23 protein-coding genes, 1 tRNA gene and 1 pseudogene are annotated in these 24390 nt (G+C 44.2%); 8 read left to right on the forward strand and 17 right to left on the reverse strand.

Annotated features, from left to right (window positions below; genetic code table 11):
- Positions 1–5: 5 nt before the first annotated feature.
- The 16 genes from nuoI to R2Q26_RS02650 all read right to left on the reverse strand — a co-directional run bounded on the left by nuoI (position 6) and on the right by R2Q26_RS02650 (position 16563).
- Entirely contained in the window at positions 6–494 is a 489-nt protein-coding gene (gene nuoI / locus R2Q26_RS02575; protein ID WP_317534840.1) for an NADH-quinone oxidoreductase subunit NuoI, read from the reverse strand.
- Between the two features lie 14 nt (positions 495–508).
- Entirely contained in the window at positions 509–1609 is a 1101-nt protein-coding gene (gene nuoH / locus R2Q26_RS02580) for an NADH-quinone oxidoreductase subunit NuoH (protein ID WP_090567243.1), read from the reverse strand.
- A 21-nt stretch (positions 1610–1630) separates the two neighbouring features.
- A complete protein-coding gene (nuoG, locus tag R2Q26_RS02585) occupies positions 1631–4033 on the reverse strand; it encodes an NADH-quinone oxidoreductase subunit NuoG (RefSeq protein ID WP_317534841.1) in 2403 nt (800 codons plus the stop codon).
- Positions 4034–4090: 57 nt separating this feature from the next.
- Positions 4091–5368 carry an NADH-quinone oxidoreductase subunit NuoF gene (gene nuoF / locus R2Q26_RS02590; protein ID WP_317534842.1) on the reverse strand — a complete coding sequence of 426 codons (1278 nt, stop codon included), beginning with the start codon at positions 5366–5368 and terminating at the stop codon, positions 4091–4093.
- Entirely contained in the window at positions 5365–5841 is a 477-nt protein-coding gene (gene nuoE / locus R2Q26_RS02595; protein ID WP_317534843.1) for an NADH-quinone oxidoreductase subunit NuoE, read from the reverse strand. The genes nuoF and nuoE overlap by 4 nt, the downstream gene beginning before the upstream one ends.
- A gap of 12 nt (positions 5842–5853) precedes the next feature.
- On the reverse strand, positions 5854–7107 hold the full coding sequence (locus tag R2Q26_RS02600) for an NADH-quinone oxidoreductase subunit D (RefSeq protein ID WP_317534844.1): 1254 nt from the start codon (positions 7105–7107) through the stop codon (positions 5854–5856).
- 47 nt (positions 7108–7154) lie between these two features.
- Positions 7155–7781 (reverse strand): NADH-quinone oxidoreductase subunit C, encoded by a 627-nt coding sequence (locus R2Q26_RS02605; protein ID WP_317534845.1) that lies wholly within the window; start codon positions 7779–7781, stop codon positions 7155–7157.
- An 8-nt stretch (positions 7782–7789) separates the two neighbouring features.
- The gene (locus R2Q26_RS02610) at positions 7790–8263 is read right to left on the reverse strand and encodes a NuoB/complex I 20 kDa subunit family protein (RefSeq protein ID WP_090567260.1); all 474 of its coding nucleotides are present in this window, start codon (positions 8261–8263) and stop codon (positions 7790–7792) included.
- A 1-nt stretch (position 8264) separates the two neighbouring features.
- Entirely contained in the window at positions 8265–8621 is a 357-nt protein-coding gene (locus tag R2Q26_RS02615; protein ID WP_090567332.1) for an NADH-quinone oxidoreductase subunit A, read from the reverse strand.
- Positions 8622–8690: 69 nt separating this feature from the next.
- A tRNA-Leu gene (locus tag R2Q26_RS02620) sits at positions 8691–8775 on the reverse strand.
- Between the two features lie 71 nt (positions 8776–8846).
- A complete protein-coding gene (gene secG, locus R2Q26_RS02625; RefSeq protein WP_317534846.1) occupies positions 8847–9218 on the reverse strand; it encodes a preprotein translocase subunit SecG in 372 nt (123 codons plus the stop codon).
- 17 nt (positions 9219–9235) lie between these two features.
- Positions 9236–9991, reverse strand: a complete 756-nt coding sequence (tpiA, locus tag R2Q26_RS02630) for a triose-phosphate isomerase (RefSeq protein WP_317534847.1) — start codon at positions 9989–9991, stop codon at positions 9236–9238.
- Between the two features lie 399 nt (positions 9992–10390).
- A complete protein-coding gene (locus R2Q26_RS02635; protein WP_317534848.1) occupies positions 10391–11311 on the reverse strand; it encodes a sulfotransferase domain-containing protein in 921 nt (306 codons plus the stop codon).
- Positions 11312–11642: 331 nt separating this feature from the next.
- A complete protein-coding gene (locus R2Q26_RS02640; RefSeq protein ID WP_317534849.1) occupies positions 11643–12065 on the reverse strand; it encodes an acyl-CoA thioesterase in 423 nt (140 codons plus the stop codon).
- A 48-nt stretch (positions 12066–12113) separates the two neighbouring features.
- The gene (locus R2Q26_RS02645) at positions 12114–13940 is read right to left on the reverse strand and encodes a long-chain fatty acid--CoA ligase (RefSeq protein WP_317534850.1); all 1827 of its coding nucleotides are present in this window, start codon (positions 13938–13940) and stop codon (positions 12114–12116) included.
- 298 nt (positions 13941–14238) lie between these two features.
- The gene (locus tag R2Q26_RS02650; protein ID WP_317534851.1) at positions 14239–16563 is read right to left on the reverse strand and encodes an acyl-CoA dehydrogenase; all 2325 of its coding nucleotides are present in this window, start codon (positions 16561–16563) and stop codon (positions 14239–14241) included.
- 228 nt (positions 16564–16791) lie between these two features.
- On the opposite strand from R2Q26_RS02650, the gene R2Q26_RS02655 reads away from it, so the two are divergent.
- The 8 genes and pseudogenes from R2Q26_RS02655 (at position 16792) to hpnA (ending at position 23210) form a co-directional block, all read left to right on the forward strand.
- Positions 16792–17700: an MlaD family protein gene (locus R2Q26_RS02655; RefSeq protein WP_317534852.1), complete on the forward strand. Its 909-nt coding sequence runs from the start codon at positions 16792–16794 to the stop codon at positions 17698–17700.
- On the forward strand, positions 17697–18320 hold the full coding sequence (locus R2Q26_RS02660; protein WP_090567287.1) for an ABC-type transport auxiliary lipoprotein family protein: 624 nt from the start codon (positions 17697–17699) through the stop codon (positions 18318–18320). Before R2Q26_RS02655 ends, R2Q26_RS02660 begins: the two co-directional genes overlap by 4 nt.
- A gap of 126 nt (positions 18321–18446) precedes the next feature.
- Complete coding sequence (locus R2Q26_RS02665) at positions 18447–18752, forward strand: hypothetical protein (RefSeq protein WP_317534853.1); 306 nt, start codon at positions 18447–18449, stop codon at positions 18750–18752.
- 217 nt (positions 18753–18969) lie between these two features.
- A pseudogene (locus R2Q26_RS02670) lies at positions 18970–19297 on the forward strand (transposase); the annotation flags it as partial.
- A gap of 203 nt (positions 19298–19500) precedes the next feature.
- The gene (gene lptM / locus R2Q26_RS02675; protein WP_317534854.1) at positions 19501–19644 is read left to right on the forward strand and encodes an LPS translocon maturation chaperone LptM; all 144 of its coding nucleotides are present in this window, start codon (positions 19501–19503) and stop codon (positions 19642–19644) included.
- Complete coding sequence (gene lysA, locus R2Q26_RS02680; RefSeq protein WP_090567295.1) at positions 19641–20897, forward strand: diaminopimelate decarboxylase; 1257 nt, start codon at positions 19641–19643, stop codon at positions 20895–20897. Before lptM ends, lysA begins: the two co-directional genes overlap by 4 nt.
- A gap of 66 nt (positions 20898–20963) precedes the next feature.
- Positions 20964–22025 carry a phytoene/squalene synthase family protein gene (locus R2Q26_RS02685; RefSeq protein WP_317534855.1) on the forward strand — a complete coding sequence of 354 codons (1062 nt, stop codon included), beginning with the start codon at positions 20964–20966 and terminating at the stop codon, positions 22023–22025.
- A gap of 198 nt (positions 22026–22223) precedes the next feature.
- A complete protein-coding gene (gene hpnA / locus R2Q26_RS02690) occupies positions 22224–23210 on the forward strand; it encodes a hopanoid-associated sugar epimerase (RefSeq protein ID WP_317534856.1) in 987 nt (328 codons plus the stop codon).
- On the opposite strand, the gene R2Q26_RS02695 is transcribed toward hpnA, so the two are convergent.
- Positions 23207–24361, reverse strand: a complete 1155-nt coding sequence (locus tag R2Q26_RS02695; RefSeq protein ID WP_317534857.1) for an RNA methyltransferase — start codon at positions 24359–24361, stop codon at positions 23207–23209. The genes hpnA and R2Q26_RS02695 overlap by 4 nt on opposite strands.
- Between the last annotated feature and the right edge of the window lie 29 nt (positions 24362–24390).

Below are 24390 nucleotides of genomic sequence, written 5' to 3' on the forward strand. Positions count from 1 at the left end.
TATGTTTATCGGTAAGGTGCATCGGCTTCTTTGTCTTTCGCGATCTGCTCTTCATAACGATCCCCAACTGCAAGAAGCATTTCTTTCGTATAGGTCAGATCGCCACGTATCTCGCCGTGGTATTCAAGTACCCGTGTTTCAACAATTGCGTCGACCGGACACGCTTCCTCGCAAAAGCCACAAAATATACACTTTACTAGATCAATATCATATCGAGTCGTACGTCGGGTTCCATCTTCTCGCTGGTCTGATTCAATGGTAATTGCCAAAGCGGGGCATACCGCCTCACACAGTTTACAAGCAATACAACGCTCCTCTCCATTAGGATAACGACGCAGCGCATGCAATCCACGGAATCGCGGCGATTGGGGCGTTTTTTCCTCTGGATAATGTACCGTGATCTTAGGCGCAAATAGATAGCGCCCAGTAACTTTCATTCCTTTTAATAATTCAAACAGCAGAAATGATTTTAAAAAATGTTTAATACGTTCCATTTCTCTTCCTCCCTTTATTTAAACCATAGGTTCAGTGGGAATAATTCTTTACTTGAGTCAGGTAGCTGCAACAGTACGCCCAATATAAGAATCCATATCAAAGTAATCGGAATAAAAATCTTCCAGCCAAGACGCATAATCTGATCATAGCGATAACGCGGAAAAGTAGCGCGGAACCACAAAAAGAAAAATAACATAAACGCTATTTTCAATAACAACCATACTATTCCGGGTATAAAGGTAAACGGTGCAATATTCAATGGAGGAAGCCAGCCACCTAAAAACATGATACTGGTAAGCGTCGCAACCAGTATCATATTGGCATATTCTGCCAAGAAAAAGACAGTAAATGCCATTCCTGAATAGTCAACATGGAATCCCGCAACAATTTCTGATTCACCCTCAGCGACATCGAATGGAGCACGATTTGTCTCGGCCACACCAGAGATAAAGTAAACCAAGAACATTGGAAATAAAGGAATCAGGTACCAATTCAGAAAACTATCACCTTGTTGACCCTTAACGATATCTCCTAAATTCAAGCTTTGAGACATCATTAATACACAAACCAGCGCAAAACCCATCGCCAGCTCATATGAAACAAGCTGTGCCGCAGATCGCATCGATCCCAAGAACGCATATTTAGAATTAGAAGCCCATCCAGCTATAATCACACCATAAACGCCCAACGAAGTCATCGCTAAAATATAGAGCAGACCAGCATTGATATCAGCAAGCACGAGTTCAGGTGAAAAAGGTACCACTGCCCATGCTGCTAGGGCGGGTGCGATCGTAATAATAGGTGCAAGCAGAAACAAGAACTTGTTGGCGCCAGTGGGAATAATGATCTCTTTCATGATCGCCTTTACCGCATCTGCGATAGGCTGTCCCCATCCACGCAACCATGGAATTCCGAAAAAGGTTACTCGATTGGGCCCTACCCTAATCTGCATATAAGCGATAATCTTACGCTCAGCAAATGTGAGATAGGCAACCGCTAAAAGCAATGGCACAACAATCACAAAAATATAGAAAATGTTCTTTGCCAAAATAAAAGCTGTCATACCCCAGTCAGCACCAAACATCTGCTCAAACAGCTGTTGTGTATAGTCCATCAACGAATCTCACTCGTATTTTTATAATTTTTCTACTGAAATTTCTCCAAACAACGCACCTAGGGCTATAGTATTGGAATGCGCGGAAGCTACACGCACACAATTGAAAGGCAGCTCATCATCACACGCTACTTCAAGCTGTACTTCACCATCACCCTGTTTTAATCTAACTATCTCGCCTTCGTTCACATTAAGCTGCTCAAGCAATACAGTGGGTAACCATACTTTCGGTGGTGCCGCATCACTAGTCAGCTGCAAAGATTCAGCACGTCGCACAATGGGATCTGCTTGATAAATTGGAACTTCTCCAATGCGCTGCAAACCAATCATTTCCTCGGAAGGTATATTTATCGCGTAATCTTTTAAATCATTATTAAGATATCTTGTGATGACATCTTCAGCTGGAATAACCTGTGCGCGAATTTGCTCCGATGTTTCGTAATCAAAGCCATCTAACTGCAACAAATTACCCAGTACTCGCAAAACTTTCCAGCCAGGACGTGTATCTCCCAATGGTGAAACTACACCGTTGAAACTTTGCACCCGCCCCTCTGTATTCACAAATGTTCCAGAAGTTTCAGTAAAGGGAGCAATAGGCAAAATCACATCCGCATAATTGGTAATATTGCCTCTAAAAGAGCTCAGAGAAACAACAAATTCAGCATTGTCAATTACTTTCATCGCTTGCTGCGGATTGTATGCATCAAGTTCCGGTTCCAGATTCATGAGTATGTAAGCCTGGCAAGGAGGTACAGCGTTATTCGGGCTATTACCAAGCATTTGCGCTGCATTGAATGGAGACTCAGTATGCTTGATTTCAGATCCCAATACACCTTGATTTGGAATGACTCCTGCGAGATATGCACCTACACTGTTTGCAGCCTCACCGAGAAATCCAAAGCTCGCTCCTGCTAATTTGGCAATTACTTGTGCGATCGCATGGATATCTGCATAGAATGGATGATGTTGAGCTATATTCCCCAGAAAAATTGCAGCAGGACTATTAGTCAGCATGCTATTTGCAATTGTTTGTGCCTCATCAGTAACGTTCACTGCTTCCAGTGACTGCATGATATGCTTAGAAATCCCTTCACTAGATTTAGCCTCAATCATCGCTTTAAGAACTCGCGCCAACATATTCACCATTTCAGAAGGTGCAACGATTGCACGATTCGCGACTCTCATTAATAGATCATCGTCCATCGGATTAATAATGTTGAGTTGCGCTCCATTTTTCACTGCTTGCCGAAAACGATGAGCCAGAAGAGGATGATCTTTGCGTAAGGTACTGCCAATGATCAGAACTGATTTCAATTGTTGAACATCAGCGATGTTCATACCTAGCCATGGCACTCCCTGAAGGTTGCTATCAGCCCGGAAATCCGCTTGGCGCACACGATGATCTATATTTCCACCCCCTAGCGCTCGTATTAATTTTTGTAATAAAAAGAGCTCTTCCAAGGTGCTATGAGCCGATCCTAAAGCTCCGATACCCTTTGCACCGTGTCTTTCCATCACTGATTTCAAGCCATCAACAGTAAATATCAGTGCTTCCGGCCAATCACACGAATGCCATTGACCATTACGCTTGATCATGGGAGTGGTCAAACGATCTTCCGAATTTAATCCTTCGTAGGAAAAACGATCTTTATCCGATAACCAGCATTCGTTAATTTCTTCATTCTCGCGGGGTAAGACTCGCATTACCCTGTCTATTTTTACCTGCACAATTAAGTTACTACCTAAACCGCAATGAGGGCTGATCGATTTTCTGCGCGATAACTCCCAGGTACGGGCAGAATAACGAAATGGTTTACTGACCAGAGCACCTACTGGACAAAGGTCTATTACATTACCTGATAATTCTGAATCAACCGTTTTCCCAACGAACGCCAAAATTTCTGAATGCTCACCACGACCTGCCTGGCCTAATTCCATGATCCCTGCAATTTCCTGACCAAAACGTACACAACGTGTGCAATGTATGCAGCGCGTCATATCTGTTGAAATAAGCGGGCCCAGGTTTTTATTTGTGACCACCCGTTTTGCTTCCTGGTAACGGGATTCACTGGCTCCATAACCAACCGCCAGATCTTGTAATTGACATTCACCACCTTGATCGCAAATGGGACAATCCAGCGGGTGGTTGATAAGCAGAAACTCCATTACACCTTTTTGCGCCGTTACTGCCTGCTGAGAGTGCGTATAGACTTTCATTCCTTCCGTTGCTGGTGTCGCGCAAGCAGGTAAGGGTTTAGGTGCTTTCTCTACTTGTACCAAGCACATGCGGCAATTCGCAGCGATCGACAACTTTTTGTGATAGCAAAAATGAGGAATATAAATCCCGAGCTGCCTTGCACCGTCCATTACGGTGCCACCTTTGGGTACAGTTACTTGCTTACCATTGATTTCGATATTGATCATCGATTACAAACTCTCGGATTAATCACACATAAAAAAAACATATCGAGTTAGTGCTCATCACACCATACATTTCTTATGCTCAATGTGATACACAAACTCATCCCGAAAATGCTGCAGCATTGCGCGCACGGGCATTGCCGCTGCATCACCTAATGCACAAATGGTGCGCCCTTGAATATTGTCAGCCAGATTGTCGAGCAGATCCAGATCTTCAGGCCTGCCTTTCCCGTGCTCTATACGATTGATAATACGATAAAGCCAGCCTGTTCCTTCCCTACACGGCGTGCACTGACCGCAGGATTCTTCATAATAAAAATAAGATAGGCGCTCCAGCGCTCTCACCATGCAGGTTGTGTCGTCCATGATAATTACCGCGCCGGAACCGAGCATTGACCCAGCTTTAGCGATTGAGTCATAATCCATATCCGTTTTCATCATCACATCACCCGGCAGAACAGGCATCGAAGACCCTCCTGGAATACACCCTTTTAGCTTTCTGCCACCGCGCATACCCCCTGCCATTTCTAATAGTTCCGCAAAAGGGATGCCTAGGGGCACTTCATAATTTCCTGGTTTATTAACATGACCTGATATCGAAAAAATCTTAGTGCCGCCATTGTTGGGTTTCCCTAACTGTAAGTATTTCTCTCCACCATGACGGATGATCCAAGGCACTGAAGCAAATGTTTCGGTATTGTTGATAGTTGTTGGTTTACCGTAAAGACCATAGCTTGCAGGAAACGGAGGCTTGAAGCGAGGCTGTCCCTTCTTGCCTTCTATAGATTCGAGTAATGCCGTCTCTTCACCGCAAATATACGCGCCATAGCCGTGGTGATTATAAAGCTGGAAGCTAAAATCCGAACCTAGAATATTGTTCCCAAGAAAACCAGCTAGGCGTGCTTCTTCGACAGCCTCTTCCATGCGCTCATAGGTTTCCCAGATTTCACCATGAACATAGTTGTAACCCGTTTTAACCCCCATGGCATAAGCGGCAATCGCCATACCTTCAATCAAGATATGCGGATTGTATCGCATGATGTCGCGATCTTTAAATGTACCCGGCTCACCTTCATCTGAATTGCATACCAGATACTTATCCCCTTCGTATTGACGGGGCATGAAACTCCATTTCAAGCCTGTTGGGAATCCTGCACCCCCACGACCTCGCAATGCGGACTTTTTAACCTCTTCAATGACATTTTCAGGGGGGATCTTATTTGCAATAATTTTTTTGAGAGCAGCGTAACCATCACGCTTAAGATAGCTTTTCAATCTCCAGTTCTCAGGATCAGTGGGATTCACATCGGCCAGAATCACTTGAACAGACTGAGTCATTTGCGCAATTCCTCCAGCAATTGATCTATTTGCTCATTGGACATAAAACTACACATTTGCTTGTTATTAACCAGCAAAACGGGAGCATCTCCGCACGCCCCCATACACTCTCCTTCCTTTAGGGTGAAGAGTCCATCAGCAGTAGTTTCATTAAATCCTATTCCAAGCTTTTGCTTTAAATAATTCGCTGCATCATTTCCACCCGACAAAGCACACGGTAGATTAGTACATACTGTAAGCTTATATTTACCTACCGGCTTCAAATTGTACATGTTATAAAACGTTGCAACTTCATATACTGCAATAGCTGGCATACCTAAATATTTGGCAATGAAATCCATGGTTTCGGTAGCGAGCCAGCCTTTCTCATCCTGCGCAATAGCAAGTGCGGACATGACTGCCGATTGTTTCTGGTCAGTAGGGTATTTTGCAATCTCTCGATTTATTTTTTCCAAGGACTCAGTGCTTAACATTTTTTCTTCTATTTATCTGTCTATTTCACCAAAAACAATATCTTGTGTACCTATAATCGCAACTAAATCAGCAATCATGTGACCACGTGACATTTCATCTATAGACGCTAAATGAGCAAATCCTGGTGCACGAATTTTTAAACGATAGGGTTTGTTAGCACCGTCAGAGATAATATAGATACCAAATTCCCCTTTGGGATGTTCAACTGCAGCATATACTTCGCCAGGTGGAACATGAATACCTTCAGTGAAAAACTTGAAGTGATGAATCAATTCTTCCATGTTTTGTTTCATGGCCACACGCGAAGGAGGTGCAACCTTATGATTATCAGTTATAACTGGACCAGGATTGTGACGCAGCCATTCAATACACTGCTTGATAATCCGATTGGATTGCCGCATTTCTTCTATACGCACTAAATAGCGATCATAACAATCGCCATTGACCCCTATCGGTATATCAAAATCAAGTTGGGCATAGACTTCATATGGCTGTTTCTTGCGCAAATCCCATGCCACTCCGGAACCACGCAGCATTGGACCCGTAAAACCCAAAGCTTTGGCGCGCTCCGGCGTAACTACACCAATATCCACTAATCTTTGTTTCCAGATACGATTATCAGTCAGGAGTGTTTCGTACTCATCGACATATTTCGGAAAGCGATTAGTGAAATCTTCGATGAAATCGAGCAATGATCCCTGACGATTTTCATTTCTTTTTTTTGTTTCTTTTTCGCCATGGATTTGCGACACCTGATATTGAGGCATTGTATCAGGCAGATCTCGATATACGCCACCAGGTCGGTAATATGCTGCATGCAGTCTGGCACCCGACACGGCTTCATAGCAATCCATCAAATCTTCTCTATCACGGAATGCATAGAGAAATACGGTCATTGCTCCCACATCTAGCGCATGCGCTCCTAGCCAGAGCAGATGATTCAATATTCTCGTTATTTCATCAAACATGACCCGTATATACTGAGCTCGCAAAGGAACCTCGATTTGTAATAGCCGCTCAATTGCCATTACATACGCATGCTCATTTACCATCATGGAAACATAATCCAGTCGATCCATATAAGGTACTGACTGAATATAGGTCTTGTTTTCAGCTAATTTTTCTGTGGCACGATGTAGCAATCCAATATGTGGATCTGCTCGCCTTATTACTTCACCATCTAATTCCATCACTAACCGTAAAACACCGTGTGCAGCAGGGTGTTGCGGTCCAAAATTCATGGTGTAATTACGTATTTCAGCCATATCCTAAGCAATCCTAACATCAAAAAAGATATGTTTTGATTTCATGTTTAGTCGACCTTATTTTCTTCAGCGTAATGATCCTCGCGGACGACATAAGGTGTTATCTCTCGAGGTTCTATTGTGAGGGGTTGATAAATAACTCGCTTCTGATCAGCATCGTAGCGCATCTCTACATATCCAGATAACGGAAAATCCTTACGGAATGGATTACCAATAAAACCATAGTCAGTGAGGATTCTTCTTAAATCTGGATGATTGGAAAAAATGATACCGTAAAGATCAAATGCTTCACGCTCAAACCAATTGACTGCTGGCCAAATACCCATTACTGAATCGACCATCGGAAATTCATCATCATCGACAAATACTCTTACTCGTAATCGATGATTGAGATTTACCGAAAGCAAGTGATACACAACGGCAAAACGCCTGTTTTGACGACCCTCTCCCGCAAAGGAATCATGAGTATAGGCAGAATAATCCACACCACACAAATCAATGAGCGTATCAAAATTCAGTTCAGGGTGATCGCGCAACACTTTTGCCACATCCAATAAATCTTGTGATCGTACCAGAATGGTTATTTGATGTAAGCGCTGATTCAAGCTTACCAGTTTACTACCGAGCACGCTCTGCAAGGATGAAGAGAGTTTTTCCAAACGACTAATCGACATGTTAGAACCTAGCGGGCAATAGTATTTGTTCTTTTGATTTTATTTTGGAGCTGAATGATTCCATAAAGGAGAGCTTCAGCAGTAGGCGGGCATCCTGGAACATAAATATCAACTGGCACAATCCGATCACATCCACGAACGACAGAATATGAATAGTGGTAGTAACCACCTCCATTTGCACAGGAGCCCATGGAAATAACCCAACGTGGCTCAGCCATCTGATCATAAACCTTACGTAATGCAGGAGCCATCTTGTTACATAGCGTTCCCGCTACAATCATTACGTCTGACTGTCTCGGACTAGGACGAAAAACTATTCCAAATCGATCCAAGTCATATCGTGACGCCCCGGTCTGCATCATTTCCACTGCACAACAAGCAAGCCCAAAAGTCATTGGCCACATTGATCCAGTACGACCCCAGTTAATTACAGAATCAAGACTAGTGGTTATAAATCCTTTATCTACTGTACCGTCCATCATATCAATCCCACTCCAAGGCGCCTTTCATCCACTCGTAAATAAAACCTACAATAAGTATGCTGAGAAATACTAACATTGCAATAAAGCCAAACATACCAATTTCATTTAATACAACTGCCCAAGGGAAAAGGAATGCAATTTCCAGATCAAACAGAATAAATAATATTGCCACCAAATAATAGCGTACATCAAATTTTATACGCGCATCTTCAAACGCTTCAAAACCACACTCGTAGGGTGACAATTTCTCACTATCGGGTCGATTGGGTGCAAACAACCAGCCTGCTAACATGGATAACGCACCCACTAATAACCCAACCAAAATGAAAAGTAAAATTGGAAAATAATTACCAAGCATTGTATCTAGCATAATTGTTATTCTCGTTATTTATTTACTTGCGTAACCACCAATCCTATTAGCATGAAATGGTGCCGATGGCGAGACTCGAACTCGCACAGCTTTCGCCACCGCCCCCTCAAGACGGCGTGTCTACCAATTCCACCACATCGGCCAATTATTTCCGAACAAACAACAAAATTCACTCAATATAGAGATTAAATCCAATTACCAACAACATATTAATTATTCCGGTATTTCCCTGGCCTTAGAGGCTTTATCATCTACTGGTATTTCAGAAGAAGGTTTCGCATCTGTTGTTTTTTCAGCATCTTTCACTTCAGCAGAGTCCACTTCAAAACGTTTCATTACACTGGCACTTTCAGTTCCACTACCAGAAAAATAAGCAAGTGATAAGCTAGTGATAAAAAATACTGTAGCTGCCAAAGCAGTTGTTCGGCTCAAAAAATTAGCTGAACCACTCGCACCAAAAAGACTTCCAGCCGAGCCACTGCCAAATGCAGCTCCCATATCTGCGCCTTTTCCATGCTGCAATAAAACCAAAACAACAACTACCAACGCTGCTACCAGATGTACCGACCAAACTATTTTTTCCATTTTTTACTCTTTAAAAATCATTGCTGTGCGGCTGAACAGATTGAAATAAACTCATTAGCAATCAACGAAGCACCTCCTATCAATCCTCCATCGATATCAGGCATTGCAAATAAATCACTGGCATTACTCGCTTTTACACTTCCTCCATAAAGAATCTGCAAGTTATCTGCCACTTCTGTGTTTTGCGTAGCTATCTTGCTGCGTATGAACGCATGGACACTCTGAGCTTGCGCAGGAGTAGCCGTTCTGCCCGTACCAATTGCCCATATAGGCTCATAAGCAATAACTGATTGCGTTAACGAATTAATACCCGTTAATTTAATCACTGCATCGAGCTGTTCTTCTATCACTCGTTCCGTTTCATCAATCTCACGTTGCGCCAATGTCTCACCGACACATAAAATAGGTATCAAACCAGCGCTCTGGGCTTTCTTAAACTTCTCGGCCACGGTATGGTTATCCTCACCAAATAAAGACCGTCTCTCGGAATGTCCAACAATCACATAACGACAGGCAAAATCCAGCAACATTTCTACTGCTACTTCACCTGTGTAAGCACCTAAATCAAATTGGCTGACATTCTGCGCACCCCAAAATATATGAGTATCTTTCAGAGCAAGCTGCACCGCTGGTATATAAGGATATGGCGCACAAACTGCACATATAACATTCCGTAACTCTTTAGTCCCTGGAATGACTGCATTGAGCAACTCCTGGTTCTGAACAAAATTACCATTCATTTTCCAGTTACCAACAACCAACTTTGTGCGCATCCTCTTATCCTTTAGTATCAGAACAAGAAATGCTACTCGTGAATAAGCACTGCGTCAATCTCTTGACACACTATGAGTTAAGCAATTTGACCAGTTAAAATGGATGATTTCTTCACTAAATACGTAATTCACAGAGATAACTACTTGAAGATAGATTATATTTTGACAATGTAATTTGTCAATCCTGAGCAATACTGACATTGTATGGAAACAATGTTGTGTTTGTGTTAATTTTTTTTCAACAATTAAAGCTTATTCAAATTAATTTTACCTGGATATTTCGCTAGATTGGCGAAATATCCAGGTTAAGCGCAATAACATGATCGTAATTTACCAAAGGTCGCAGCCTTTACCACTGTCTCAAGAAGCACTCACCACCTGGAGTAGGATTCTAATTAATTAGATCGTGCCACCATTTCCGAGCCATTCACGACACTCAGGGGTGAGTGCTCGATCACAAGCAGCTTCATAGAGACTCATCTCCTTGTCAGAAAGAACATCACGCCAGCGACCATTTGTTCCCTTATGAAGAAAAGTTTGCGCTCCGCCCTTCCAGAAATGACCACCCCCTGGCGCATACAACTCCCCCTGGCGCTTCATCTCCGCAAAGGAAACAGCCTTGATAATGTCCACCCAGGCATTCTCAGGCACATCGATTTCCAGAAATGCGGCCATGCGACGAACCTCTCGTTCGGTATTTTCGAGCATGTCGTTGTAGTGGAATAGCTGAATGTTAGGAAGGTGACGAAAATTCCACCAAGACTGTACATTGGAAAGATGCGACCAGTACGGCCAGCCATCGGTTTCCCATTCGAACGAACCGCGCGTTATCCAATTCTGCCAGAAAGTATGGATATCATCTGGTGGACGCGGCAACTCATCACCCACACGGCCAGGCAGCATATTCATCAACGTAAAGAACTCATCCTTCATACCCTTATAGTGATTCCATAACGACATGAAAACATCCCGCGCATCACGGGCAATGTAAAGGTACTTGATCTTCTCGTTATAAAACATACCGTCGAGCGGCAAATGCGTCTTGATGAAGCGACGGTGCGTCTGTGTTTTCAGTCTATTCAAAATCACTTCAAGCGGCATAATTCGCATATCCAGCCATGACGACATTTCCGCCGGTGCAGCCGGGAAATTTCCATCTGGAAAAAGAAGATGTGCGACAATAGCCTGAGTCCAGGTCGTGCCCGCCTTGTATGATGTTGCCACGATGATGTCATCGTCGCGCGACTCGAAATAATCCCAACGGGTGCTGTCAAAATGATGATTCTGGTAGATACGGGAGCGCTTTGGTAAAGTTGGCATTCTTGTAACCTATTTCAAATAATTTATTGGTAGCTTATAGAGAGACACTCTCAATTTGGCAGGCGTGTGTAAATGGCAAAAATAAAACTGGTGACAATCTTACCTTTGACTTAGATACAACCCCTTGAGTGATTTGTTAGTGTCATTCTGCTCTTTTTGCGATTTAGTTTTCTTTTCAGCAAACTTTGCTAGCTCCACCGAAGTGATGGATAAACCCAGGATTTTGGAGCAGACTAGAGATTCGTGACTCACGGTATGATAATTACCACACTGAGAATAAAATTTATCTTAGGCCGACTATGAGTGAAAAGCGCTCAATAGTGCGCTGCACCTATTCCTGAGGCACCATCCTTGGCCGCCGATTTTCATCGATAGCCACGTAAGTCAGCACCGCTTCGGTCACTTTGATGCAAATCTCTTTCCCACCTTCCCGTGCTCCGCGTTGCGCGTAAACCGATACAGCGACAGTAATCGAAGTACGTCCTATCTTGATGATATTGGCGTAGAAGCTGACGATATCGCCCACAAACACGGGTTGTTTAAATACAAAAGAATTAACAGCTACTGTTGCGACGCGCCCTCGTGCTCGCCGGATGGCGGGAATACTACCTGCAGTATCGACTTGCGACATGATCCAGCCACCGAAAATATCACCCGCATAATTGGTATCCGATGGCATCGGTACCGTACGCAATATGGGTTGACCTTCTGGCAAGGGAACGTGTAGTGCAGAATCATACGGAATGTTAGGCATTGTCGGCTTATAACTAATTAGAGGTAATTCAAAGATAGTTCATTTTTGTCAGTGCCCAGCATATAAACGCACTATCTCAGTTTTATAGCGCTCCAGAATTTTTGACCGCTTTAATTTCAAGGTAGGTGTCAGCATTTCATTCGCCACTGTCCACGGCTCAGGGATTAAAGCCACACGATATATTTTGGCATACCCTGGAAATTCACGGATTTGCCGGCTAATTACCTCCAGCACGATTTCTTCTGCTTGCTCATTTTTCGTCATTTGCTGCGGGTCCGCTGGCACTTGACACTGTGCAGCAACACTTTCCCAGCCACGCTTGCTCAATACTACCAATGCACTCAAATAAGAGCGCCCTTCGCCAATGATCATGACTTGCTCGAACATCGGATCCCGCAGAATAGCGGCTTCCATATCGGTTGGCGACACCTTTTCACCCGTCGAGGTCACGATAATATCTTTTAGCCGCCCAGTAATCGTGATGCGTCCTTGTTCATCGATACTGGCAATATCTCCCGTATTCAACCAGCCGTCATCAGAGATGATAACCCGCGTCGCTTCTAGATTGTTCCAGTAGCCGAGCATGACATTAGGGCCGCGAATCAGCAAGGCACCGTGCTCACCGAGTTTGACTTCCACTCCGGAGATAGGTAAACCAACACTCGAGGGCAAGTTATTATCAAGACGATTGGCACAAACCACCGGACTCGTTTCCGTCATGCCGTAACCTTGCAATATCGGTAATCCTAAGCCAATGAAAACACGTGAAATTTCAGGTAAGAGTGCTGCCCCTCCACTCATCGCCTGCCGTAAACGCCCCCCCAGTTTATCCATCAATTTCCGTGCCACCAGCTTATCCAGCAATGGCCATAGCAAATGAGACAAATGCCAGGAATCACGCCCTTGCTGATGTTCAAATCGACTGTAACCCACTTCTACTGCCGAATCGAATAATTTTCTAGCCAGCGCTGATCCCTCATCCAGTTTAGCGCGTATGCCTGCATACACTCTCTCATAGATGCGTGGTACCGAAACAAGGACGGTTGGGCGAATCGTGAGTAAATCCTCTTGTAACTGCTGAATCGAGCGGGCATAAGCAATGGTGGCACCACACATCATGGGCACATAATAACCAGCAGTACGCTCTAATGTATGCGACAGCGGCAAAAACGAAAGCAGCAAATCATCGGGTGTTATGGTTACGACCTGAGCAGAAGCATAGGCGTTGGTCAGGATATTATGATGATTGAGCATAACTCCTTTGGGACGCCCTGTTGTGCCTGAGGTATAGATGATCGTCGCTAGTGCATGCGGATCGTTGTTCCGATGCTGGGTATCCCCCGCCTGCTCCGGCAACCACTTACTCAGCGCAATGACCCGATCATCTTTTACTTGAAGCGCTTCCTGCTCGGATAAAGTCATGATCACGATGCGTGATAACTCGTTGAGCTGATCTTTTACTGGAGAAAATGCTTCCCATTGCGCCAGTTTCTCCACCAACAACAGTTTGACGCCCGCATCCTGCAAGCAATAGACTGCATTCTCAGCACGATCTTCGGTATAAAGCGGCACTACCACCAAACCCAGTCCGATGGCTGCCTGTTCGAACATCACCCACTGTGGACAATTTCTCGACATTACCGCGACCCGATCACCAGGAGACAAATTTCCATGCGACATGGCAGTTTGCCAACGCGCCACTCCTTGCGCCATCTCAGCCCAGGTGTAATCACACCATTTCTCAGTCTCGACATTAAAATCGCGATACGCCACTAATTGAGGTGAACGACGCACTCGCTCTCTGAACAAACCATCCAGTGTTTTAGCAACTTCTACCGGAATGACATCTGCCTTGCTGCGCTGATGATTTGTCACGTTTTCTCCCTGTTTATATTGACAACACTGTTCGTAAAAATCCTGCCCTATTATTATCCTAGGTTCCTCAGATGATCGCTCGTTCTGGTGTTAACATTATGAATATAATAGATTTTCCTATAATTTCATTCTCATCTTCTGGGTGTTTCCGTGCCGGGACAGATTGCACGATTTTGCAAGCACATGATTGCGTTGCAACTCCTTGGAATGGAGCAACTATTCCGCGTCGTTGCGCCTTGCCCTGCACTCGCAAAACCACACCCCCATCTCGCCCCACTGAAAAATTTAGGATTATTTTTTATGATGTCGTGCCTGCCGTTTTTCCAAAATCAGGAGAAAAATCATCGACCATAATCACGCGGCGTCGCAGTACTTTCATCTTTTCGAGTAATGCCGCTTCTTCTTGATTAATGATGCCACGCTCCAGTGCCTCGGCCACTTTTTCATTATTAGATGTAGTCAATTGCCCTGCCTTAATTGCGTTGCGCAATTTTATCTCGATGGCGTCGCATGCTACGGCACATTCCATAGCTTGTTCAAGATGTACTAATGGTTCTTTGTCGGCCGTAGGAATATAAATACCTGTTGTCAGACGATCACGCACTTCTCCAGGCTCCAGAATCAGTCGAGCAACTGTGTGTGAAAGCTCATCTGAAGGTGGTGCAAATCGCTTCCCTAATGGGAGCACGAGTATTCGCATCATCCCCTTCATCAGCCAGTTTCCCGGAAAGTTTTTCAGTAATTCATCGAATGTCTGCTGAATACGATAGAGTGCATCCTGGATCGACCAATGCAACAGCGGTAAATCTGCAGCAGGCCGTCCATCATCTTCAAAACGCTTCAGTGTTGCAGAACACAAATACATCATACTGAGAATATCGCCGAGTCTTGCGGATATCCTTTCCTTCCGTTTAAGTGCTCCGCCCAGTTTTAGCATGGCAATATCGGTAAATAAAGCAAACGCGGCGGAAAAACGAGTCAATTGTTGGTAATAATCGGTAGTATCGCTCAGAACACCTTCTGGCACCCCTTTAATATATTTGCTGCTCAAACCAAAAAAGAAGCTACGGAAAATATTACGCAGACTAAAAGCGATATGCCCTATCAGTGCCCGATCAAATGCAATCGAAGCATGCTTCTTGTCTGGATCATTAGCTGCATTGATTTCTTGCAATGCGTAGGGATGGCCACGAATTGCACCCTGGCCGAATATGATCATATTCCGCGTTAAGATATTAGCACCTTCAACTGTGATACTTACGGGAATTTGCTGATAGGTGCGGGCCAGATAATTGCCCGGTCCCAGACAAATGGCTTTGCCCCCATGCACATCCATAGCATCGATAATCGCTTGCCGAGCGCGCTCGGTCAAATGATATTTAACAATAGCTGAAATTACTGACGGTTTTTCGCCCAGATCCACTGCTCCAGCAGTCATGACTCTAGCTGCATCCATCATATAGGTGTTGCCAGCAATGCGTGCCAGTGCTTCTTCCACCCCCTCAAAGAAACCAATGGGTGTCTTGAATTGCACACGCACCCGCCCGTAAGCACCACTTGTGCGTGCAGCCAATTTGGCGGCACCACAACTGGTAGCAGGCAACGATATCGAACGTCCTGAGGCCAGACAGTTCATCAACATCCGCCAACCATTACCCACCCCTCCACGCCCACCGATTACCCACTCCATAGGAATGAATACATCCTTGCCAGAATTTGGGCCATTCTGGAATGCTCCATTCAACGGAAAATGGCGACGGCCGATGTTCACGCCTGGCGTACGGGTAGGAATCAATGCCAAAGTAATACCAAGATCTTCTTGATCCCCGAGCAATCCGTTCGGATCACGTAGCTTGAAAGCCAATCCGAGGATAGTAGCAACCGGCCCTAGCGTAATGTATCGTTTTTCCCAAGTAACACGCATGCCGAGTACATCTTGCTGACCGTTATACTCACCCCGGCATACAATACCTAGATCAGGTATCGAGCCAGCATCAGAGCCTGCCTCGGGTCCGGTCAAGGCAAAACAAGGCACCTCAATACCTTTCGCTAAACGGGGCAGATAATAGTTTTTCTGCTCCTCAGTGCCGTAATGCAGTAGTAACTCAGCCGGCCCCAGTGAATTTGGCACCATGACGGTCACTGCTGCCGTGTTACTGCGCGAACCGATTTTCATCACCACCTCAGAATGCGCCAATGCTGAGAAACCATATCCCCCATATTCCTTAGGAATAATCAAGCCGAAGAATCCATTATCCTTAATGAAGTGCCAGACGTGTGGTGGCAAATCTTGACGTTCGTGGGTAATATGCCATTCATCCAGCATCGCACAAAGCTGCTCGACGGGCCCATCCAGGAATGCTTTTTCCTCCCGACTGAGAGCAGGTTTGGGGTAAGCCAGTAATTTGTGCCAATCTGGTTTACCGCTAAATAGCTCTCCCTCCCACCACACTGTACCTGCATCGAGTGCTTCCCGTTCAGTCTGTGAAATCTGAGGAAGAATTTTGCGGAAAATTTTCAATAGGAAATTGGAAACAAGGTTACGACGCAAGAATGGAATCACTAAAATGATTACTATGATCCCTATCAACGAAAAAATTAGCAGTAAAAAAGACTGAAGCATCGTTTTTCCTGTAAGAATTGAGAGTTTGATTACACTACACTACCGCAGAAAATACTTGTGTCAAGTCTTACTGCGCAGAAATTCTCAATGGTCTATCAAAATCCCATTGAAGTGTTGTAAAATTGACCCAGATCACGAACAAAGTAATAAGCGTCAATATCTGACTTACCTCTTGACCTGGTGTCATAATACCTATATCTATCGGCATTGATCTCATTAGGACTATAAATGGAAAACCGGGCCCATGCACTTGCAGCGGGTTTATTCGTAATTATCCTTGGCATGGCAGCCGCTGCCGCTGTCATGTGGTTTAGTGAGCAGAAGATCCTTCACGACCACTATATTCTGGTATCGAAAGAGGGTTCCGTGGCAGGATTGAATCCTGAATCATCGGTTCGCTATCGTGGTGTTCCAGTCGGCAAAGTCGAAGAAATTGATTTCGATCCAGAGAATCCCAATCTGATCTTAATACGCATCGCCGTGAGCAGCCATATCGTTTTCCCTAAAAATATCTATGCACAATTAGCTACCGTGGGATTGACTGGACTCGCCTTTATCGAAATGAATATCGAAGGTAAAGAACCTGATACCGAGCAATTATCACCAGATGAACGTATCCCTTTGCGCCCCTCTTTCGTCAAAGAACTATCCAGTTCATTCGAAGATTTAGTCAAAACTTCTAACCAAGCTATTAAACGCATCAATTCTCTGTTAAACGAAGAGAACCAGACGCAAATCAATACTATTCTGACCAGTTTCGCACAAGCTGTCCGCCGCTACGATAATTTGGCAGATCAGCTACAATCAGGTATTAAATCCATACCTGATTTAACTTCTGAGGTTGGACTTGTGTTTAAGCAGACCAATCAGCTCTTTTCAGATATCAATCAAGCCCTAGCAAAAATCAATCAGCAAAACGGCCTGGTAGATGGCTTGACACAGAATACCCAGGAACTCGCTGATACTTTGCAGAAATTGCGAGAAGTCAGCACGGCCATTACAGAAAGCTCCTACAGTATCAACCGTATGGTGCTTAAATTTGAAGAGCAGCCGCAAAGTTTGCTATTTGGTAGTCCTCCTGCTTTGCCTGGCCCTGGAGAAAGCGGTTTTGTGCCGCCACGGAAGATCATGCCATGATCAAACTCGTTATTGTATTTTTGTTGCTTACTGGCTGTACCTTAACACCGCAGAAAAATTCTCCAGTAGCCGTCTATGATCTTGGCCTACAGCATCCTGCAGACCATAGCAACTTAACTCCCTTTAACACAAGCATTTTCGTGGCAGACATTAATGCTCCTATATGGCTGGATAATCCAGCAATCCAGTATCGACTCTCCTATCATGATCCGGCACGATCCTATGCTTATGCCAACAGTCGTTGGGTTGCTTCACCTGCAAAACTGCTCACCTGGCGAATTAAAGATTACCTTGTTACCCGTAAAGGTATTATCAGTAGTCATGACAGCTTGAAGGCAAACTATACGTTGCTTATCGAACTTGAGGAATTTACTCAGGTATTTGATCAACCAGACAATAGTCGGGCTATCATTCGATTGCGTGCAAGCCTGATCGAGCGAAATTCACGCCTATTACTCGCTCAAGAAAACTTTTCTAGCGAACAAGTTACACCTTCCGCCGATGCTACTGGCGCAGTCGCTGCTTTGATCTCAGCAAGTAATACTGTATCGGATAAGTTAAGCAAATGGCTTAGCGATCATCTGGCAAAGAAAAATTCCCCACCAAAAGAAATGTATTAACTTAATGATAAATAAGATAAGATTCTAAGCAACTTACTTCAGCTCTTACCAAAGTTCTTACCGTAGAAATTTTTGCTTACTCTAAAAGTTTGAACAGGGCGATACCAGAAATAGGTCAATACTGATATGCTAGAAATCACTATTCCAGACAATCTAACCTTTGCTGACCTTAAATTAAACTTTAATGATGACGGTCAGATATCATTCAACATTCAGGTTATCGAGAGAATCTGTAATCTAAACGGATTGAGAGCGCACCATCTTTTTGCATCAGGTGAAAATGCTGTGCTCAGGTTAATCGTAGTTTGGTATGCACAGCATCTAGCTGCGGGTGGTAAGCTTGATCAAACTGCTGAAAATTTGATGACTGAAATCAAGTTAGAAGGTAAAGATGGTGACAGAGGTTTAACCACGCCACCATACAGTAGCTAATAAATACCTATAATAATCAGTCATATAATACATTTATTAAAATATATGATTACCACATATTCTAGGAAATACATTACCTGACAGATTTAACATCCCTGACCTCATTTTTTGAACGGTAATGATTTGCCTTGTGTAGTTCCCGCATAAAGACTTCATCAAGCATTGTGGTTAATGTAGCAGTACCGTGGGCACGCGCCACTATCCTACTTTGAGAGAAGTCTACTACCTCAAACACTGTTCAATGATCCATGGAATATGCCGGGCAAATACAGTGCACACGCTTTTCTTACACAGTGGCGTAATGAAATCAATCAAGCCAGAATTCCAGCTTCTCAGGCTTTTGCTAAAACTGTGACCTCCCATTGGAACGATATTTTCACTTTATTGAATTCCGGCTGACCAATGGCATTCTCGAGGGCATCGATAACAAAATTCAACTTGCCAAATAGTGCGCTAGACACTACCGAAATATTAACAACTTCATTAATATGATTTATTTCTTATACGGCAAACCTCAGTTTACTTACCCACGGTATTTCACATAGAATCCCAAAAAATGTAGCGAGCACTTTAAGCGCTACGCAGACGGAATACAGCAACGGGACCCATTAATAGATAGATGACGAAATAAGTACACCATTAGACACATAATACAGGTAAATTAGGGTACAAGAGATTTATAACGAAACTTCATTTCACAACCTCTCTGTGACGCGCTTGTGATAATATCCGTCACTTCTAACTCTATATGCATCTCGTGCGTCTACTGTATATCGTTGCTTTAATATCTCTCTGGCTGACTGCTTGTGGCACAAAAGGGCCGCTCTATTTTCCCCAAAAAGAACCCCCTCCAGCACCACAACCCTCTGAGGAGACACAAAAAAATCAATGAGCAAATTTACATCATTTACCTATCAACATGATCAACTTTTCGCTGAATCGGCTTCCTTAATCGAGATTGCGAAAGAATTCGGCACGCCCTGCTATGTTTATTCGCGCGCCGCGTTGACTGCCGCTTATCAAGAATTCAACCGCGCCTTCGCGGGGCGGGATCATCTTATCTGCTATGCAGTCAAAGCCAACTCCAATCTGGCCATTCTCAACATTCTTGCCCGTCTAGGGAGTGGTTTTGATATTGTTTCCGGTGGCGAGTTACAACGGGTATTGAAAGCTGGCGGAGACCCCCAAAAAATTGTATTTTCTGGTGTAGGTAAGAATCAGGATGAAATGCGTGCGGCGCTTGCTGCAGGCATTCTTTGCTTCAATGTCGAATCAGAAATGGAGTTGATGAGTCTTAACCAGCTTGCAAAGGAAATGGATAAAGTTGCGCCGGTAAGTCTTCGAGTTAATCCCGACGTTGATGCTAAAACTCATCCTTATATCTCGACGGGTCTCAAAGAAAATAAATTCGGTATTCCCATGACCGAAGCAGAACGAATTTATCATACTGCAGCACACGAACTTACTCACGTTCACATCACCGGTCTGGATTGCCATATCGGTTCGCAGCTCACTGAAATCGACCCATTTATCGAAGCCAGTAATAAAATGCTGGACCTACTGGATCGTTTGGAAAAACAAGGAATACGTATTGAACATCTGGATTTGGGAGGGGGACTGGGCATACGTTATAACCAAGAATCACCTCCACCAATCAAAGATTATGTGACAGCGTTATGTAACAGTGTTGGTCAACGTAAGCAACGCATACTTATTGAGCCTGGCCGCTCATTAGTTGGCAATACTGGCCTATTACTGACGCGTGTCGAATATCTTAAACACGCCCCCCATCGAAATTTTGCTATTGTGGACGCTGCGATGAATGATCTGGTGCGTCCAGCGCTGTACGATGCGTACCATGAGATATTGCCGATCGTTAAAAAGCCAGGTGAAATTAATACTTACCAGGTGGTAGGGCCTGTCTGTGAAACGGGAGATTTCCTTGGACACGATCGCCAGCTAAGCTTAACAAAAGATGATTTGCTAGCTGTCATGTCAGCCGGTGCCTATGGAATGAGTATGAGTTCAAATTACAATACTCGGCCACGGGCTGCAGAAGTCATGGTAGATGGTCATGCTGTCCATTTGATTCGTGCACGGGAAACAGTAGAACAACTTATTGCTTCTGAAAAGATACTGGATTGAGATCAGCTATGAATCAGTATAAGTAAATCCACGTTGTTTGTTACAGTTAGATGCCAAGATCGATTTATGACAACTTATACCATGGCCCACCCTGCCAGCATTGAAGATAATCACTACCAGGAACGCATTCTGCAGGGGGTTTCCCGTACCTTTGCGCTTACGATCCCACAGCTTCCTCCTTCACTTTACCCAGTCATCGGCAATGCATATTTATTGTGCCGTATTGTGGATACGGTGGAAGACGATAACGGCTTATCCTCTGAGCAAACACGCAAGTTTGCCGAAATGTTTATCCAAGTTGTCAGTGGAAATGTCGCAGCCGAAGCATTTGCAGAAGAATTATTTCCACTGCTTTCTGATCATACAATACCTGCCGAACATGACCTGATCAAAAATACGCCTGCTGTAATACGCATCACACATAGCTTCAATCCCATTCAGCGCAAGGCATTGGAGCGTTGTATTTACATCATGGGACAAGGCATGGCTGATTATCAAGATACCGAATCACTGGCCGGGTTGAAGGATTTAGCAGCTCTTGATCGCTACTGCTATCATGTTGCGGGCGTTGTGGGAGAAATGTTGACCGAACTGTTCTGTGATTATTCGGAAGAAATCAATCGCAACAAACCTGCACTCATGAAATTAGCTGTTTCGTTTGGTCAAGGTCTGCAAATGACCAATATCCTGAAAGATATCTGGGAAGATAGAAAACGCGGAGCTTGCTGGTTACCACAAGATATTTTCGGGGAAAAAGGGTTTGATCTCAATGAATTGCAATTAGGATGCACTGATCCTCGATTTCATGATGGTCTTGGGGTATTAATCGGCATCGCCAAGGCTCATTTATGTAATGCACTGACTTATACCTGCATGATCCCACCCAAGGAAACAGGGATACGCCGCTTCTGCCTGTGGGCACTGGGTATGGCTGTTCTGACTCTGAACAAAATTAATCAAAACCGTTCCTTCATGGAAGGCACTCAAGTCAAAATTTCACGAAGGAGTGTCAAAGCAACCGTGCTGATTACCAGTGCATTAGCCAGTCAAGATTGGGCGTTGCAACGGATATTTGCATTTACCTCGCGACATCTGCCAGAAGTTGATCTTCTGGGTAAAAAAGTGTAGAAGATTCTGATTCCATTTCCAAATCAAACATGACACGAAGCCAAGCCGCAGACAGCATAAATAATATGGCAAGGAGAAGTCGACAAAGTCAAATTTGATTTAGAAATGGAATGACTTCGTTCTCTCTTAACAGTAGGGCTAAAAGAACGTAAATACGCATAGCTTCTTATTTTTTCTAACGACGTAAAGTGGCCCACTATGAAATCTCTGGTAACTGGTGCAAATGGTTTCGTTGGCTCAGCAGTAGTAAGATGCTTATTAGCCGCCGATCATGAAGTACGTGCATTCGTCAGACCGGGAAGTGATCGGCGCAATGTGATGAAACTCCCCATCGAGATCTCAGAAGGTGACCTACGTGATGTCACCTCTTTAAAACGTGCAGTCACAGGCTGCCATAACCTGTTCCATGTCGCAGCAGACTATCGTCTTTGGGTGCCTAATCCGACTATCATGTACGACGTAAATGTCAACGGCACTAGAGCACTGATACTCGCAGCTGCAGAAGCGGGTATAAACCACATGGTTTATACCAGTAGTGTTGCCACGCTAGGATTAAACTCAAACAACTTACCGGCAGATGAAGAAACACCCTCCACTCTTGCATCGATAGCCGGACACTATAAACGCTCAAAATTTCTGGCCGAGCAAGCGGTTCAAGCACTCGTGCGTGAACATCAATTGCCATTGGTCACGGTCAATCCCTCCACGCCCATTGGGCCGCGTGATGTCAAACCTACCCCAACAGGGCGCATTGTGCTCGACACACTGCGCGGAAAAATGCCGGCCTACGTTGATACTGGGTTAAATGTCGCACATGTTGATGACATTGCGCATGGCCATCTGCTTGCCTTTCAATATGGGAAACCTGGCGAACGTTATATTCTGGGTGGTGACAACATGACATTATTACAAATACTTCAGACCATCGATGACCTGACCGGCAAACCCACCAAACGCAAAAGCATCCCAGTCAAACTCATGCTACCGATCGCGCATACTATGGAGATGGTTGCTAAAATCACCAAAACTGAACCGCGCGCTACTGTTGACAGTATCCATATGGCCAAAAAGAAGATGTTCTTCACCAGCGCAAAAGCCGCGCGTGAACTTGGCTACCAATCCCGACCGGCTGCGGAAGCGATTAAGGATGCAATCGATTGGTTTAGACGTGCTAATTATTGTTAAACTTTATTTTTTAATACCGCGAGTGTTTCCACATGCGGCGTATGGGGAAAAAGATCAACCAGCCGAATATCAATAATCGACCAACCTTTTTTTGAAAAAGACCAGGTATCGCGAGCAAATGTTTCCGGATCGCAGGAGATGTAGTAAATCGTCTTCAACGAAACAAAATGCTCAAAAAAACCCTTTATGTTTTTGAGTCCGGCGCGTGGTGGATCGAGCACCAGCGTATCTGCATCTGAAATACTCTTCCTTAGTATCTTCCAAATAAAGGGCTTAAACAGATCGACCGGGCGAGCATCTACCTTGGGCAGATTCTTTGCTCGGAGTCGCATGATGGCATCGAGGCTTGATTCATAAGCAATAATTTCACTACACTCGGACTCAGCGACCACCTCGGTAAAATTGCCTGATCCGCAAAATAGCTCAATCACCTTGCCTACATTGGTATTTTCTTTGAGTTTGGTACGCAGCCAGGTTTTGATCCATTCATTTTGTGCGCTATTACCCTGCTTAAAAGGGCGTTTCTGATTGAGTTGAATATTTTCAACCGGCAAATCATCATCCAGATCGATAAAATTCCAGTCATAGCCAGCGCCAGGTACCCAATCTTCGCGCGGCAAACTCGCCAACATTCCTTGCAGAAGATTCCTGCAAGTATCGTTCAACACAATACAATCTCCCACTGGAGCAATCTTATGGGACCCTTCGGCAACAAAACCTAATTTCTCACCATCAGTTTTAACTTGGAAGCGATTGCGATAACCAAATAGAAAAGGGGAAGGATGTACCGGAGGTACATTCCATTTCTCCATATTAAATCCAGCTCTCTTCACCGCATAAATCAAACGATTTCGTTTTTGCTCAAGCTGACTCTCATAATTTGCAATCATCCAGGGACAACCCGAACAAGAATCTTCATTGGAACCAAGAAAAGTACATTCAGGCTGCTGCCTTTGGTCAGATGGTTTGATGAGTTGAATAAGTTTGGCATAGCCATACTTCTTATTATTCAACGGTCGATCGATAACCTCGAATTCACCCAAATCTCCCGGCCATGTACCAAACACAAAATAGGAAATGCCTTCCTCTTCATTTTTAATTACACCTAGCCCTTTTTGTGACAAATGGGTTACTTCACCTATGAATTTCATCTGATCAGTGGTTATGGAATTAAATTTCT

This window comes from Nitrosomonas sp. Is37, from assembly GCF_033063275.1.
Lineage (GTDB): Bacteria > Pseudomonadota > Gammaproteobacteria > Burkholderiales > Nitrosomonadaceae > Nitrosomonas.